The 14,405-nt window shown below is 36.4% G+C and carries 15 protein-coding genes; 9 read left to right on the top strand and 6 right to left on the bottom strand.

Annotated elements, in window-relative coordinates; genetic code table 11:
* Positions 1 to 16 precede the first annotated feature (16 nt).
* The 6 genes from EL165_RS11690 (at position 17) to EL165_RS11665 (ending at position 7,034) form a co-directional block, all read left to right on the top strand.
* Complete coding sequence (locus EL165_RS11690; protein ID WP_002976874.1) at positions 17 to 2,011, top strand: KUP/HAK/KT family potassium transporter; 1,995 nt, start codon at positions 17 to 19, stop codon at positions 2,009 to 2,011.
* 65 nt (positions 2,012 to 2,076) lie between these two features.
* Positions 2,077 to 2,550, top strand: a complete 474-nt coding sequence (locus EL165_RS11685; protein ID WP_002976876.1) for a Fur family transcriptional regulator — start codon at positions 2,077 to 2,079, stop codon at positions 2,548 to 2,550.
* A 3-nt stretch (positions 2,551 to 2,553) separates the two neighbouring features.
* A complete protein-coding gene (locus EL165_RS11680) occupies positions 2,554 to 4,293 on the top strand; it encodes an OstA-like protein (protein ID WP_002976878.1) in 1,740 nt (579 codons plus the stop codon).
* A 96-nt stretch (positions 4,294 to 4,389) separates the two neighbouring features.
* Positions 4,390 to 5,565 carry an aspartate aminotransferase family protein gene (locus EL165_RS11675; RefSeq protein ID WP_041461613.1) on the top strand — a complete coding sequence of 392 codons (1,176 nt, stop codon included), beginning with the start codon at positions 4,390 to 4,392 and terminating at the stop codon, positions 5,563 to 5,565.
* 188 nt (positions 5,566 to 5,753) lie between these two features.
* Positions 5,754 to 6,140, top strand: coding sequence for an START-like domain-containing protein (locus EL165_RS11670; RefSeq protein ID WP_002976884.1), 387 nt, complete (start codon positions 5,754 to 5,756; stop codon positions 6,138 to 6,140).
* Between the two features lie 78 nt (positions 6,141 to 6,218).
* Positions 6,219 to 7,034: an aminotransferase class IV gene (locus EL165_RS11665; RefSeq protein ID WP_002976886.1), complete on the top strand. Its 816-nt coding sequence runs from the start codon at positions 6,219 to 6,221 to the stop codon at positions 7,032 to 7,034.
* An 88-nt stretch (positions 7,035 to 7,122) separates the two neighbouring features.
* Here EL165_RS11665 and EL165_RS11660 read toward each other — a convergent pair whose 3' ends face one another.
* Together EL165_RS11660 and EL165_RS11655 are read right to left on the bottom strand one after the other, a co-directional pair.
* Positions 7,123 to 7,704, bottom strand: a complete 582-nt coding sequence (locus EL165_RS11660; RefSeq protein ID WP_002976889.1) for an N-acetylmuramoyl-L-alanine amidase family protein — start codon at positions 7,702 to 7,704, stop codon at positions 7,123 to 7,125.
* A gap of 104 nt (positions 7,705 to 7,808) precedes the next feature.
* Positions 7,809 to 8,357, bottom strand: coding sequence for a YqgE/AlgH family protein (locus EL165_RS11655; RefSeq protein WP_002976892.1), 549 nt, complete (start codon positions 8,355 to 8,357; stop codon positions 7,809 to 7,811).
* A 24-nt stretch (positions 8,358 to 8,381) separates the two neighbouring features.
* Here EL165_RS11655 and pdxH point away from each other — a divergent pair, with 24 nt between their 5' ends.
* Complete coding sequence (gene pdxH, locus EL165_RS11650) at positions 8,382 to 9,023, top strand: pyridoxamine 5'-phosphate oxidase (protein ID WP_002976895.1); 642 nt, start codon at positions 8,382 to 8,384, stop codon at positions 9,021 to 9,023.
* A 514-nt stretch (positions 9,024 to 9,537) separates the two neighbouring features.
* Here pdxH and EL165_RS11645 read toward each other — a convergent pair.
* Positions 9,538 to 9,828: an HU family DNA-binding protein gene (locus tag EL165_RS11645; protein WP_002976900.1), complete on the bottom strand. Its 291-nt coding sequence runs from the start codon at positions 9,826 to 9,828 to the stop codon at positions 9,538 to 9,540.
* Positions 9,829 to 10,227: 399 nt separating this feature from the next.
* On the opposite strand from EL165_RS11645, the gene panD reads away from it, so the two are divergent.
* Both panD and EL165_RS11635 read left to right on the top strand, forming a co-directional pair.
* Entirely contained in the window at positions 10,228 to 10,578 is a 351-nt protein-coding gene (panD, locus tag EL165_RS11640) for an aspartate 1-decarboxylase (RefSeq protein WP_002976902.1), read from the top strand.
* Positions 10,579 to 10,581: 3 nt separating this feature from the next.
* Positions 10,582 to 11,664, top strand: coding sequence for a lysylphosphatidylglycerol synthase transmembrane domain-containing protein (locus EL165_RS11635; protein WP_002976904.1), 1,083 nt, complete (start codon positions 10,582 to 10,584; stop codon positions 11,662 to 11,664).
* 88 nt (positions 11,665 to 11,752) lie between these two features.
* On the opposite strand, the gene EL165_RS11630 is transcribed toward EL165_RS11635, so the two are convergent.
* From EL165_RS11630 to tyrS, 3 genes are all read right to left on the bottom strand, one after another.
* Entirely contained in the window at positions 11,753 to 12,193 is a 441-nt protein-coding gene (locus EL165_RS11630) for a GNAT family N-acetyltransferase (protein ID WP_002976906.1), read from the bottom strand.
* A gap of 17 nt (positions 12,194 to 12,210) precedes the next feature.
* A complete protein-coding gene (locus EL165_RS11625; RefSeq protein WP_002976908.1) occupies positions 12,211 to 12,732 on the bottom strand; it encodes a 3'-5' exoribonuclease domain-containing protein in 522 nt (173 codons plus the stop codon).
* Positions 12,733 to 12,962: 230 nt separating this feature from the next.
* Positions 12,963 to 14,159 (bottom strand): tyrosine--tRNA ligase, encoded by a 1,197-nt coding sequence (tyrS, locus tag EL165_RS11620; RefSeq protein WP_002976909.1) that lies wholly within the window; start codon positions 14,157 to 14,159, stop codon positions 12,963 to 12,965.
* Positions 14,160 to 14,405 lie beyond the last annotated feature (246 nt).

Raw genomic sequence — 14,405 nt, 5'->3', positions numbered from 1 at the left:
AATAAATTAAGCTGATATGGCAGAAGTTACAGAAGATGGCTACCACTTCGACATAAAAAGACTTTCCTTTATTGGAGTTCTGGTGTCTCTGGGAATTGTTTTTGGAGATATTGGTACCTCTCCGCTTTACGTAATGAAAGCAATTGTGAATGCAAGATCCCAGGGGAGCAATATGCCTTTCAATGAATACATAGAAGGTGCTCTTTCCTGTATTATCTGGACTCTTACCCTGCAGACCACAATCAAATATGTGATCATTGCTTTGAGAGCAGATAACAAAGGTGAAGGAGGTATTCTTGCTTTGTTTTCACTGGTAAGAAACCTTAAAAAAGGATGGTTGTACCTCATTGCAATTATTGGTGCAGCCGCACTTATTGCAGACGGAGTCATTACCCCATCACTGACGGTAATGTCAGCTATTGAAGGTCTTGAAATTTATAATCCCCACACTCCCGTTGTTCCTATCACTATCGGAATTCTGATTGCCATTTTTGTGGTACAGCAATTCGGAACCAGCTTTATCGGGAAGTTTTTTGGTCCGGTGATGGTGGTTTGGTTCCTGGTATTAGGAGGTCTGGGAGTTATGCATTTGAGCGAAAATTTTGAAATTTTAAGATCTTTCAACCCTTACTATGCCTATAAGCTTATTGTTAATTCTCCGAGTGCAATTGTGATTCTTGGAGCTGTTTTCCTTTGTACAACCGGAGCAGAAGCATTGTATTCCGATTTAGGGCACTGTGGTGCTAAAAATATCAGAGTGAGCTGGGCATTTGTTAAGATCATGCTTATTCTGAACTATCTTGGACAGGGAGCATGGCTGCTGACTAATTATAATAAACCTGGATTCTCTGTGGTAAACCCGTTCTTTGGAATCATGCAGGAATGGATGATCATCCCGGGAGTAATCCTAGCAACAGCTGCTGCAATTATTGCCAGTCAGGCGTTGATTACAGGTTCTTTCACCATATTCTCTGAAGCGATGTCTCTTAACCTTTGGCCAAATCAGAAAATTGATTATCCTTCCGGAGTAAAAGGACAGATGTATATTCCGAGAATCAACTGGGGACTTCTTATCCTGTGTATCATTGTCGTTCTGCATTTCAAGGAATCAGGAAAAATGGAAGCTGCTTACGGACTTTCTATTACAGTAACAATGTTGATGACAACGGTTCTGCTGGTATTCTGGTTATTGAAGCACAGAGTAAGCAAGGTTTTAATCCTGTTTTTCGCATTGGTGTACATGGCTATCGAACTAGGTTTCTTCAGTGCCAATATCATCAAATTCATGGAAGGAGGATGGATTACCGTTGTATTGGCCGGCTCAATAGGAGTTTCTATGTATGCATGGTATAACGGACGACTGATCAAAACAAGATTTATCCAGTTTGTGAAAATTGAAAAATACGTGTCTATTCTTAAAGACATGAAGCTGGATGAAACCATTCCGAAATATGCTACCAATCTGGCTTACCTGAGCAGAGCAAAAAGAAATGATGAGGTGGAATCAAAAATTATTTATTCCATCATCAAAAAACAACCTAAAAGAGCAGATCATTACTTCATTCTGAGCATCGTAAATCAGGAAGATCCATACACTTTCAGATATACCGTAGATGAAATTCTTCCGGGAACAGTATATAAAATCAACTTCCTTTTAGGATTTAAAGTAGACCGAAGAATCAACGACTATTTTAATATGGTCCTGAAAGATTTAATGGCGGACGGAACCATTCCTTCAAGAAGCAGCCATCCATCTTTACGTGCTCATGACATACCACCGGATCTTAAATATGTGATCATAGATAACACCTATATCAACGATATCCTTTTAACTGTTAAACAGAAGATTACGCTTAACATTTATAACTTTGTGAAGTATATCGGAAGTGACGACTTTAAGGCTTGGGGAGTATCTTCGCATAATGTTGAAGTAGAATCTGCACCGATTACAGAACTTACAGTTTACGATAATAAGATCGAACAATCAGGATATTTCCGTCATAACTCGTAGCTACTTGTATTTAACCATACTATCTATTTAAATAAAATTCAATAAATTTGTAGATAATTTTTTTAATGGATACAATACAAAAAGAAAAAAATATAGCTTTGATCAAGGATGTTTTGAGAAACTACTTATTAGAAAAAGGGTTCAGAAACACACCTGAAAGATATACGATATTAGAAGAGATTTATAATATGGATCATCACTTTAATGTTGATGATCTGTATCTTCTGATGATGCAGAAAAAATATCATGTTTCCAAAGCAACGATTTACAATACGATCGAAATTTTCCTTGATGCAGGCTTAATCCGTAAGCATCAGTTCGGAGAAAAGACATTGACCTCTTCATCTTATGAAAAGTCTTATTTTGACAAACAGCATGACCACCTGGTGATCTACAAAAAAGACTCTGATAAAGAAATTGAAGAAATTATTGAATTCTGTGACCCGAGAATTCAAGGAATCAAAGAAGCCATTGAAGAAGCATTTGGCGTAAAAATTGATTCTCATTCGCTATATTTTTATGGCACTAAGAATGACTAATTAATGAGAATAGCACTTTTTCTGTTACTCTTTATTTCTACGCTAAGCTTTGCGCAGGATAAAAACCCTGTGAAGAGAGATCCCTATTTGCAGGCTCCTTCACCCACTCAGCCTAAGCAGGTGAGACCTGAAGATAAGGTAAAGATCATCCATGCGGACGAGATCAAGAAAAACCCTGAGAAATACGACGGGAATCAATATTTTACCGGCAATGTTCAGATTGAACATCAGGGCTCTATTCTTACAGCGGATGAAGTAGTTCTTTACAATGAAGAAAACTTCGTAAAAGCAATAGGAAATACAAGGCTTCAAAATACAGACGGTTCCGTAATTACAGCAGGAGAAATGGAATATGACGCCAACACCCAAAAAGGTGTTGCCAGAAAAAATGTGGTCCTTACCGATCCGAAGCAAACCATCAAAACAGATATTCTGTATTATGACAGGCTGGCTAATCAGGCTTATTTTAATACAGGAGGAACAATCTCAGACGGGCAGAACGTAACCTATGCCAAAGTAGGAACCTATTTTCTTAATACAAGGGTAGTAGATCTTACCGGAAATGTAAAAATCGAAACCCCTCAGTATATCATAGACGGACCCAATATCAAGCAGAATCAGAATACAAAGATTGCTGATTTCATCGGTCCGACAACCATTACCAGCAAAACGAATCCAAGAAACAGAATCTATACTGAAAAAGGTACTTATAAAATGGATACCAAGGAGGCTTATTTAACCAAAAACTCCAGGATATTTTATAACGAAAAAATCCTTACCGGTGATGATATGTACTATAACCAGATTTCAGGATTCGGTAAAGCAACGGGCAATGTAACCCTGGATGATCCTAAAGAAAAAAGATATATAAAAGGAGGATACGGAGAGATTTTCGAAAAGAAAGACTCTGCAATGATGACAAAAAGTCCCTATGCTGTAAAAGTAATGGAAAAAGATTCCATCTATTTTGCTGCGGAAAAAATCATTTCTTACCAAAGACCAGATTCTCTTGATATTAAAGTTAAGAAAAGCTACCTCAGAGCCTTTAAAAAGGCTCGTATTTATAAATCCAATGCCCAGGGGAGAGCAGACTCTATCGCTTTCAATGAAACGGACGGAATTATGCACATGTATACCAACCCTATTCTTTGGAGTGGTGAAAAACAGGTGACCGGTGACAAAGTAGAAGCTTATTTTAATACCCAGACAGAAGACATTGATTCTTTAAAAGTAATCGGAAATGCTTTTGCCATCAGTAAAGTAGATTCACTGAATTTAAAAGATGAATTCAACCAGGTGAAAGGTAAATTCATGACGGTATACTATGAAAAGAATGCGATTAAAGAAGCAAGAGTAGTTGGAAATGCCCAATCAATAGTATATGTGGATGATACCGATCAGGAAACCAAAAAGCCGGAAAGAATAGGAATTACGCTTTCTACCTGCGGAATTATCGGAGCATTATTTGAAGAAAGAGCATTACAGATTATTTCCTGCAGTATCGGAGCGGCTTCAGATACTTATCCAATGAGTATGATAGAACCTTCAAAAAGGAAATTTCCGGACTTTAACTGGAATACCAAAGACAGGATCAGAAAATGGCAGGATATCCTTGTAGACAGCCCTAACTACGAAGAAATACAATATACAGCCGATAACGAACTCTTCGATAAAGCTCAGAAAGCAATTGATGACGAAAAAGCGAAAGAAGAAGCTAAAAAGCCTAAGCGAACAAGAAAATAAATCAAAAGACCAGTAGTTGCTGGTCTTTTTTGTGGATTAATTTTAGCGTTTAATGAATCTTTTATAGCTTTGCTGAAATTTTTGGAGACAATGGAAATGCATAAAGACTTTTTTATATATCAGGCACAAACCACAAAATTTGCTGCAGGTTTTGAGGTAGAGAAAGCTGTAGGAAGCTATATTTATGGTACAGACGGAAAGAAATATCTTGACTTTGTGGCAGGAGTTTCTGCCAATACGCTGGGACATTCACATCCTAAAATTGTAGATGCCATTAAAGAGCAGACGGATAAATATCTTCACGTAATGGTGTATGGTGAATATGCACAGGAAAAGCCTGTAGCATTATGCAAATTGCTTGCTGAAGCTACTCCTGATCCTCTGGAGGTAACGTACCTTGTAAACAGCGGGGCAGAAGCTATTGACGGAAGTTTGAAGTTGGCAAAAAGATATACGGGAAGAGAAGAAATCGTTTCCTTTAAAAACTCTTATCACGGAAATACCCATGGCGCTTTAAGTGTTTCAGGAAATGAAACCCATAAAAGAGAATTTCGTCCTTTGCTGCCGATGGTGTCTTTTATTGAATTTAATAATGTAGAAGATCTTGATAAAATCACGGAGAAAACCGCATGTGTAATTCTGGAAACAATTCAGGGAGCAGCAGGATTTTTGGTTCCTTCTCAGGACTATATGATCAGATTAAAAAGAAGATGTGAAAAAGTAGGAGCGCTGTTGATTCTGGATGAAATACAACCCGGATTCGGAAGAACCGGAAAACTCTTCTCTTTTGAGCACTTTGGAATTGTTCCGGATATTCTCGTAATGGGAAAAGGAATGGGAGGAGGAGTTCCTGTAGGTGCTTTTATGAGTTCCAGAGAAATTATGGAAACGCTTTCCCATTCACCAAAGCTTGGGCATATCACTACTTTTGGTGGAAACCCGTTAATTGCAGCAGCAAGCTATGCAACTTTAAAAGAAGTTCTGGATAGCGGACTGATGAACGAAGTGGATAAAAAAGAAAAACTGTTCAGAGAACTTTTGGTTCATCCTAAAATCAAAAATATCAACGGTAAAGGCTTGATGCTGGCGGTAAATCTCGGGACTCCTGAATATACACTGGAAGTAGCTAAAAAATGTATGGAAAGAGGACTTATTGTTTTCTGGCAGTTATACAGAAATGAATATCTGAGAATTTCTCCGCCTCTTACATTATCTATGGACGAAATCCGGGAAGGATGCCAGATTATTCTAGACATACTGAATGAAAATTAAAGATAAAATCTCTCCTTTCCGGAGAGATTTTTTATGTTTTGCATGGCAGTTTTTAAGGCATGAAATCTGCCAAAATAAAGATGTAAAACCTCTGATAAATATCATGCTGATTCTATAAAAAAGTAATTGTTTTTTTGCGTAATAAAAAAATTAATTTATATATTGCGGGACGATAAAACAAAGATTATATGGCGAAACATAAAGTCCATTACGAATTTCCAATGCACTGTTTATCAGAGATTTTATATGAATATCTGGCGACTGCAGAGGGATTGTCTGAATGGTTTGCGGATGAGGTAACAGAGAAAGGCGATGATTTCTTTTTTAGCTGGGGCGGAGGACCTGCTGAGAAGGCCACTTTGATCAGATATAAGCCTGAAGGTTTCGTGCGTTTCAGATGGGAAGAAGATGAAGGAACTAAAAACTTCTTTGAAATGACTATCGTGATAGATGATATTACAGAAGATCTGTCTCTTAATATTACAGACTTCTGTGAAGATGGTGATGAAGACGAAAACGCAATGTATTGGGAAAATCTTATTGAAAACCTCAGAATAAAATTAGGTGCAGCATAATGCTGGACTTTATTAATTGATAAAACTGATGAACGATTTATCGTTCATTATTTTTTTGTAAATAAATCACATTAAAAATTGGAAAATCAATATTTTACATCAGACGAATTAAATGTAAAGAACAGAGCTTTTCTCTGGGGAGACTCAGTGAAGGTTTCTTTCTTTGTGAGAAATGGTGGATTGATCATGGACGAAGAATGCTATTTTTTCCTGATGGCTTCCATGAGAAAGATGAGAATGAATATTCCTTTAACTTACACGCTGGAGTTTTTCCAGACACTTTTTCAGAAAGATATTATTGAAGGTAAAGGAGTAGATAACGGAATTATCAATTTCCAGGTGTTCAGAAATAATGACGGATTGACATTGGCAAAATCTTCTGTTTCTTATTTTTACGAAGTAACCGAAATGGCTGATGTGCTGGCTGTACATCAAAGACCTCTGGAATTGGACCTGATCAAAGAAATTAACGTTAATAACAACCTTTTGAGCAATATCCGGGTTCACTGTCCGGAAAATATTTATGGAGCAATTTATGCCCAGGAAAACGATCTTGACGATGTGATTCTTCTGAACCCAAACAAAAGAATAGCACGTACCACAGCCGGAAATCTTCTTTTTTTAGAAGGTGATGTGATCAAAGTTCCAAAGCAGACTGAAGGGTCATACATTTCTCCTTTGATGGAAAATTTTGTTACTTTTTTGCATAAGAATAACCTTGCAGATATCCAGGAACACGAGATTATTGCATTTGAATCTCAGAAGGCTGAAGAAATTTTAATGATTTCTGATGAGAAAGGTATGTTTTCTGTAGGTAAGATAAGAAACAAGACTTTTGAAACTTCCCGCTTCTCAGAATTGATAGAAAGCTGGAAGAAAAGTTTTAATCAGTAAAAAATTGACAAACCCGGTAAACAACAAAGTTCCAGAAGTCCTTTACCGGGTTTTATTCTGAGTAAATCAGAAATTGTTTCCTTTTTATTTAATATTCGTTGATAATCTCAACAAATTTCTGTGCGATTTCTTTTTGCCCCTTTTCACTAGTAATATAATTCCTGTTATCAGAATTATTGATAAAACCAAGCTCAACCAATACAGCAGGTGCTTTGGTTTCTCTTAATATATGAAGATTTCGCTCTTCAATTTTGCGGGCATTGAATTTTTTGTAAATTTTTCCGGCCAGTTCCTTGGAAACATCAGAATTCTGAACGTATACTTCAAATCCGTTGTCAGTTCTTTCTTTTTGTGGCGAGCTGTTAACGTGAAGGGAAATAACCATTTCAGGGTTCAGTTTATTGATCTGATCTGTTCTCTCGGCAAGAGTAGGGAAACTATCGGAATCTCTGGTTAGAATAACTTCATATTTGTCCTGGCTTTCATTGATCTTCCGGATTTCTTTAGCAACACTTAATGCAATATTTTTTTCCAGAATTTCACCATAAGTAGCCCCAAAATCATTTCCGCCATGGCCGGCGTCGATGACAATGTATTTTTTATTGATAGGAGTAAATGATAAAAAAGCGGTAGAAAATATTGACAAAGCAAGTAATGTAATACCTTTCATATCAGTGATTTTAGTTTTTCAAAGAACGGAAAAACTTTCTTTAAAATTGGTTAAGAGAATCTTAAAGTTTGTTAATTATCAGGTTGATACGAAAAATATACAGTTTAGTTTAATGAAATGTCTTCAGGAGAGTTGGCCCAGAGAAGGAATTCTCCTCCAAGATTCTGCATGATAGATTTCCAGAGTGTCTGATCGTTGGGAAGTGTGTAATCAAGATTATAAACATCTACTACTGTCCACATTTTTCTTTGAACTTCCGTATCCAGTTGATTAGGCGACCATCCGGAATATCCCGAAAATATTTTGATATGCTCAATACTCAGTTCGCTGCTTAAAACTGCATTAATGATCCGCTCAATATCTTCTGTAAGGTAATACTCATCGGTAATATCTGTATAGATCTCAGTAACTCTTTTGCCTTTTACGATGAAAAATACCTTGTCGTTTTCTACAGGTCCTCCGTCATACACCTCAATTTTAAAGTCAAAAAAATCTTTGAATTTGCTACTCATCTGGCTGTTCTTTTTATTCAATATCAAACCAAATGCACCACTTTCATTGTGTTCAATAACCAATACTACCGATCTTGAAAAAATATCGCCGGAGATGTCAGGTGTCGAGATTAATATTTTACCTTTGTATGAGTGATTCATACTCAAATTTAATAAAAAATATTTATGGAAAACCTGCACGACAAAAGAAAAGTGTACGAGAAATCCCAACTTATTGAAAGTGAGATCAAACAAAATCCAATTGAACAGTTCAGAGACTGGTTTTTGGAGGCAAACGAGAGTCCGGCGATCTCAGAAGCTAATGCTATGGCGGTTTCTACAGTGGAAGAAGATGGGTGTCCAAGAACAAGAATGGTCCTTTTGAAAGCATATACTCATGAAGGATTTATTTTTTACACCAATTATAACAGCAGAAAAGGAAAAGCAATAGAAAACAATCATAAAGCATGCCTGCATTTTTTCTGGCCTAATCTTGAACGTCAGATTATTATCAAAGCAGATCTTGAGAAGGTAGCGGAGAATTTAAGCGATGGCTATTTTCATTCAAGACCAAAAGGAAGTCAGTTAGGAGCTGTTGTTTCGCCGCAAAGTCAGGTTATACCCAACAGAGAGTTTCTGGAAGATAAGTTAAAAGAATTGGAAAAAGAATTCGAAAACACTGAAGTTCCAAGGCCGGCCAATTGGGGCGGATATCTGGCCAGACCTTATGAAATTGAATTCTGGCAGGGAAGGCCCAACCGTCTTCATGACAGGATTATCTACCAGCTGGAAGATCTGGACTGGAAAATTTCAAGACTGGCGCCGTAATTGAAATCAGAGGTTAGAAACTAGAAACTAGAAACTAGAAACTAGAAGTTAGAAGTTAGAGGTAGCTGATGGAGATCTTTTAATAAAAAATTAGATATTCTTATATCAATAGAAGCGGGCTAAAGCCCGCTTATTTTTATAACCATGATGTACAGCTTTATCAAAACGTAATACTCTAAAGGTTTTGATATGGATAAGTGGAGATTGTGTCATTTTAAGTTTTGGCTGAAGCCATTGAAATAAATGTTTATTTAAACGGGCTAAAGCCCGTTCCTATTGAATTTTGTATTTTTCAATATTATCTGTTAAACAATATGATGAAATTTGTAAATGGATTATCAATAGAAGCGGGCTTTAGCCCGCTTATTATTTGTGCATAGCGGTAAGGCTTCAGCCAAAACTTAATAATCATAAACGCTTAAAAAAGCTCAACGGTTTAAATTCCTGACACCACTTATAGAAATAAAAAAGGCTGTTTCTTAGAAACAGCCTGAATTTTTTGTAATCTGAATGATTATTTTTTCTTAGCACCTGAAACTGCATTTGATAAATCAGCTCCAGCCTTGAATTTAGCAACTTTTTTAGCAGCGATCTTGATCGGTTTTTTAGTTGCAGGGTTAATACCTTGTCTTGCTGCTCTCTCAGCTACTGAGAAAGTACCGAAACCTACTAAAGAAACTTTTCCGTCTTTTTTCTTTAATGTAGTAGTTACGTTACCAATGAAAGATTCTAAAGCAGCTTTAGCTGCAACTTTAGTGATACCTGCATCTTTTGCGATTGCGTCGATTAATTCAGACTTGTTCATAATTTTTAATATTAAAGTTAGTTCGTAATTATAGCAAATATAATACTATTTTCTAATTGTGCAATTTTTTTATTAAAACTTGTGAAAATTTTTTACGTTTAAGTAAAATCAGTTAAAATATGATAATTCCACTTTTCACAGAAAATCTACGTTACAGGTTGCTAAAATCATGCCAAATGCTTATGTATATTGACTTTAGCAAAAAGTTAATATTATTTCCTCTATTTATTAAATCCTAAATTGTGTGTAAACAATTAATTTTTTTGACCATATGATTATTAAATTTACAAGCAATTTTCATATTTCTTGTGTTTTGTAAAATTAAACCCCTGTGTTTGTGGGAGTTTTTAAATGATAGTAAAGTCCTGTTTTATTAATTTTTATTAATAAATTTGCAACATGTTAATAGAAGTTTTCAAGTCTAAGATTCACAGGGTGAGAGTAACTGCCTCTGACCTTAATTATATAGGGAGTATTACGATAGATGAAGATCTTATAGAAGCTGCCGGTCTGGTAGTGGGAGAAAGGGTCTATATCGTGAATGTAAACAACGGAGAACGTTTTGATACTTATGTTATCAAAGGGAAAAGAAAATCTGGGGAAGTATGTCTGAACGGACCTGCTGCAAGAAAAGTACAGAAAGATGATATCATCATTATCATTGCCTATGCACAGATGACACCGGAAGAAGCAAAAGACTTCCAGCCGAAAATTGTTTTCCCGGATGAAAAAACAAACCTTCTTACGTAATACATGGAGAAAACATCAAAAAGTCCGGTAAAATCAATACTTACAATAGTAATATCGCTTGCTTTTGCAGGCTTTTTTTTATGGCTCGCCTTAAGAGGACTGGATTTTAAAGTCATTCAGAAATCACTGGCAAAAGCCAATTACCTATGGGTACTGTTTGCCTCCGTATTTGGACTGCTTGCTTATTGGTTCAGAGCTATTCGCTGGAACCTTATGCTGGAACCTATGGGACACCGCATATCGAATTCCAACGCACTTTGGTCCATATCATTCGGTTATCTGATGAATCTTACCATTCCGAGAAGCGGGGAAGTAGCAAGAGCTACAGCTTTATATGGAGTAGAAAAAGTACCTGTAGATAAATCTTTCGGAACTATTATTCTGGAAAGGGTGGTAGATCTGGTCTGTATGTTGGGATTCTTGATTCTGACAGTGATTTTTAAATTTAATGCGATTCTTTCTTTCTACCATTTTGTAATGGATAAAAAGGATGAGAAAGAGAAATTTGTTCCTAATTTTTTTGAAGAACAAATGATGAAATTAGGCGTAAGTGATTTTGATTCATTTTATTTATATGTTAAAATTGCTTTGGCGATATTGGCTTTAATTGCTTTAGCTCTTCTTTATAATTATAAAAAAGAACAACTTATCAATTTTGGAAAAGGAATTCTTCAAGGATTAACTTCTATTTTTAAGTTAAAAGAAAAGGGAAAATTTATCCTTTATACATTGGGAATCTGGATTTGCTACTATCTGGCCGCTTACCTTGTTTGTTTTGCGCTTCCTGAAACATCCGGATTTACCTTTGCAGACGGTTTCTTTATCATTGTAGTGGGAACTTTGGGAATGATAATCCCTGCAAGTGGAGGAATTGGAGCTTATAATCTTGCAATGAAATACGGTTTTATGGCACTTTTTATTTCAGTAGGGAAAAGCGCTGACTTCGGAGGTGAAATGGGGCTTACTTATTCCTTTATTTCTTTACCGCTGCAGATTGTTATTATGCTGGTAATGGGGCTTATTTCCATTCCTATGCTGGCAAAAGCAAGAAATGCTGCTGTTGCAGATAAAAGCTTTGAAAATTAAATTCAACATAGCTGTTTACATTATACAAGGTCCAATTTTTCAATTGGACTTTTTTATGCTCAATTTTCCCAACCTAAATAATTTCAATTTACTGTCTTTCAGTTTCCATAAAATATGAATGCTCATCTTCTCCTATAATTTTAAACCCCAGACTTGCATAGAGATGCTGAGCTTTATTGGTTTTTAATACACTTAATGATACGGTTTTCCCTGCTAGTGAAGCTTCCTCCAGAATGTCAGACAAGATCTTTTTTCCCAATCCTCTACCTTGTTGGGCGGGATCAATCTGTAGCTGAAGAACCTCAATGTTGGTAAAGGTTCTGTCTACTTTTAACAGTCCGATGGGATGATGGTCTAAAAGAATAATATGGGCCTTATCAAACTCATGAAGAACCCTTTGAAGAGTTGTTTTCCTGTCTGTAGAAAGCCCGGAAGCTTCATAATGAGGATTCATGGTTTTCATTCTGAGATTGAGAAGAAAATCAATGTCAGTTTCATCAGCTTTTTTGTAATGCAGGTCAGAAATCATAGTCAGAGATTAGTGTTTTATTTTAATGCAATTTTCAGTCCCATTTCTTCTTTCATATACAGCAGAACCTCAGCATTTCCTCTGGCATCATCTACCGGATTATGAGTATGCTCTGTTTTTCGGAGGTGTTTCCATTGGGCAAAAGTATCTTTTTCCAATCCACAATAGAGATCGGAAAGTCTCCTGGAAGAAAAGCCAAAAGGATTTCGTCCGGTAAAATGATGAAAATACCAGCAGATAAACATCCAGTCGAAACCATTATTATCACTGATAAAAATAGGTCTGCCTCTGGAATTTGTATTAATCCACTCTTCAAAGGCAAGCATTACTTTTTCAGGATCATCGAAATGCATCGTTTCTTCCCTGCTGAAGCCTGAAACTGCCAGGGACTCCGGATTGAATTGTTCAGAAATCGGTTTCAGTTTTCCATAGAAGGTAGTATCCAGTTCTTCATTGACGAGCACCGCACCGAAACAAATCATTGAAAAATCACCAGGAATCGGTCCGTCCGATTCTATATCAACCATGAAGTAGCTCATTGGAAATAGTTTTTACAAAAACGAAGATATTGAAATAAGTTGAAGGAGAGAATAGTAATGTAAGGTCAGGGGAGGAGCTGGAAGAAGGAAGCTACAAGTTACTATTGTATCGTAGTGAACTTCTGTATTTTTAATTTTAACTTTTGTTTTAAAAACATTTCAATCAAAAACTTCAGATATTTTACGTTTGACAAAAAACTTCCCTCTTCCTCTTCCAGTTTCCCCCAAGCCTACACTAGCTCAAAAAAGCTTCTTTTTCCAATTTTTATTTTTGTTCCAGGAATCAGCTCCAACTCTTCGCTGGAATCTGTTATTTTACTATTATTGATTTGAACTCCTCCGTTTTCAATTAATCTCCGTATAGCAGATTTGCTGAGGTCATTCTTTAGTTGATGACAAAGTTTCACAAGGGAAATTTTGTTGTCAATACTCAAAGAGTTGATAGGGATGGATTGGTATTCTTTTTCTTCAAAATTTTTATTCTGAAACTGAGTGATAAAAAACTGTTCCGCCTGGTTTGCTGCAGTGCTATTATGATATTGCGTAATAATGTTTTTTGCAATGATTTTTTTAATATTCATAGGATTTTCACCCTCTGCCATCCTGAACAGAAGCTCTGCTTTTTCTTGCGGGGAAAAATCAGTGGTCAGGTTGATAAATTCTTCAATCAAAGCATCTGGAATTGACATTGTTTTTCCAAACATTTCATTGGGTTCATCTGTAAGCCCGATAATATTGTTCAGGGATTTGCTCATTTTTTCTTTTCCGTCAAGACCTCTCAGCAATGGCATGCACATCACAATCTGAGCAGGCATCTGGTGGACTTCCTGAAGCTGCCTTCCCATTGTACAGTTAAAAAGCTGGTCTGTGCCGCCCATTTCAATGTCACACTCAATTTTTACGGAATCATAGCCCTGAAGAATAGGATATACCAGTTCATGCATGGCAATAGGCGTATTCTCAGTAAACCTTTTATTAAAATCATTACGGTGCATCAGCTGAGCTACCGTGACCTTTGAAAGCAGCTGGATGACATCTGAAAAATTAAGTGTATCCAGCCAGTCTGAATTGAACACAATCTTTGTTTTCCGAACATCAATAATTTTGGAAAGCTGATTGATATAAGTCTGTGCATTATGTTGTACCTCTTCTGCACTTAAGGGTTTTCTAGCTTTATTTTTTCCGCTAGGATCACCAATTCTTGCTGTAAAGCTTCCCACGACTATAATAATCTGATGTCCCAGATCCTGGAATTGCTTCAGTTTTTTCAATACGACCGCATGTCCCAGATGAAGATCGGGAGCGGTGGGATCAAATCCCAGTTTGACAGAAAGTTTTCTGTTTTCTTTTTTTGCCTGATTAAGCTTTTCTTCGAGACCGTTTTCCGGAAGGATGATGGCCGCATTTTCTTGTAATGAATGAATCATGTTGAATAGTTTTAAAATGAAAAGCCCGGACAGGTACTGTCCGGGCTCTATATATACGTAGATTATTTTATTGGATTACAGATATAGAAAGTCTTCCCGAACGGTAGTCCGGAGTGTAATATTCACTGAAGAATGGAAGACGTAATATACTGTTCAGATGTTTCATTGTGATGCCAATATACAGGATTTACCTGTGAAGCCAATATTTAAACCATTAAGACGCATTGCAGGGTTATAACAAGATTT

Source organism: Chryseobacterium gleum (genome assembly GCF_900636535.1).
Taxonomy (GTDB): domain Bacteria; phylum Bacteroidota; class Bacteroidia; order Flavobacteriales; family Weeksellaceae; genus Chryseobacterium; species Chryseobacterium gleum.
The sequence above is the reverse complement of the archived record's forward strand: the minus strand, read 5'-3'. Positions and strand labels throughout refer to the sequence as shown.

What these genes read in the sequence shown, in the direction of transcription:
- EL165_RS11625 (WP_002976908.1), bottom strand. Translation starts at nt 12,732, where the DNA reads ATGAGCTACTTCATGGTTGATATAGAATCGGACGGACCGATTCCTGGT.
- EL165_RS11660 (WP_002976889.1), bottom strand. Translation starts at nt 7,704, where the DNA reads ATGAAAGGTATTACATTACTTGCTTTGTCAATATTTTCTACCGCTTTT.
- EL165_RS11635 (WP_002976904.1), top strand. Translation starts at nt 10,582, where the DNA reads ATGGAGAAAACATCAAAAAGTCCGGTAAAATCAATACTTACAATAGTA.
- EL165_RS11655 (WP_002976892.1), bottom strand. Translation starts at nt 8,357, where the DNA reads ATGAATCACTCATACAAAGGTAAAATATTAATCTCGACACCTGACATC.
- EL165_RS11690 (WP_002976874.1), top strand. Translation starts at nt 17, where the DNA reads ATGGCAGAAGTTACAGAAGATGGCTACCACTTCGACATAAAAAGACTT.
- EL165_RS11630 (WP_002976906.1), bottom strand. Translation starts at nt 12,193, where the DNA reads ATGATTTCTGACCTGCATTACAAAAAAGCTGATGAAACTGACATTGAT.
- EL165_RS11680 (WP_002976878.1), top strand. Translation starts at nt 2,554, where the DNA reads ATGAGAATAGCACTTTTTCTGTTACTCTTTATTTCTACGCTAAGCTTT.
- pdxH (WP_002976895.1), top strand. Translation starts at nt 8,382, where the DNA reads ATGGAAAACCTGCACGACAAAAGAAAAGTGTACGAGAAATCCCAACTT.
- tyrS (WP_002976909.1), bottom strand. Translation starts at nt 14,159, where the DNA reads ATGATTCATTCATTACAAGAAAATGCGGCCATCATCCTTCCGGAAAAC.
- EL165_RS11645 (WP_002976900.1), bottom strand. Translation starts at nt 9,828, where the DNA reads ATGAACAAGTCTGAATTAATCGACGCAATCGCAAAAGATGCAGGTATC.
- EL165_RS11675 (WP_041461613.1), top strand. Translation starts at nt 4,390, where the DNA reads ATGCATAAAGACTTTTTTATATATCAGGCACAAACCACAAAATTTGCT.
- panD (WP_002976902.1), top strand. Translation starts at nt 10,228, where the DNA reads ATGTTAATAGAAGTTTTCAAGTCTAAGATTCACAGGGTGAGAGTAACT.
- EL165_RS11670 (WP_002976884.1), top strand. Translation starts at nt 5,754, where the DNA reads ATGGCGAAACATAAAGTCCATTACGAATTTCCAATGCACTGTTTATCA.
- EL165_RS11685 (WP_002976876.1), top strand. Translation starts at nt 2,077, where the DNA reads ATGGATACAATACAAAAAGAAAAAAATATAGCTTTGATCAAGGATGTT.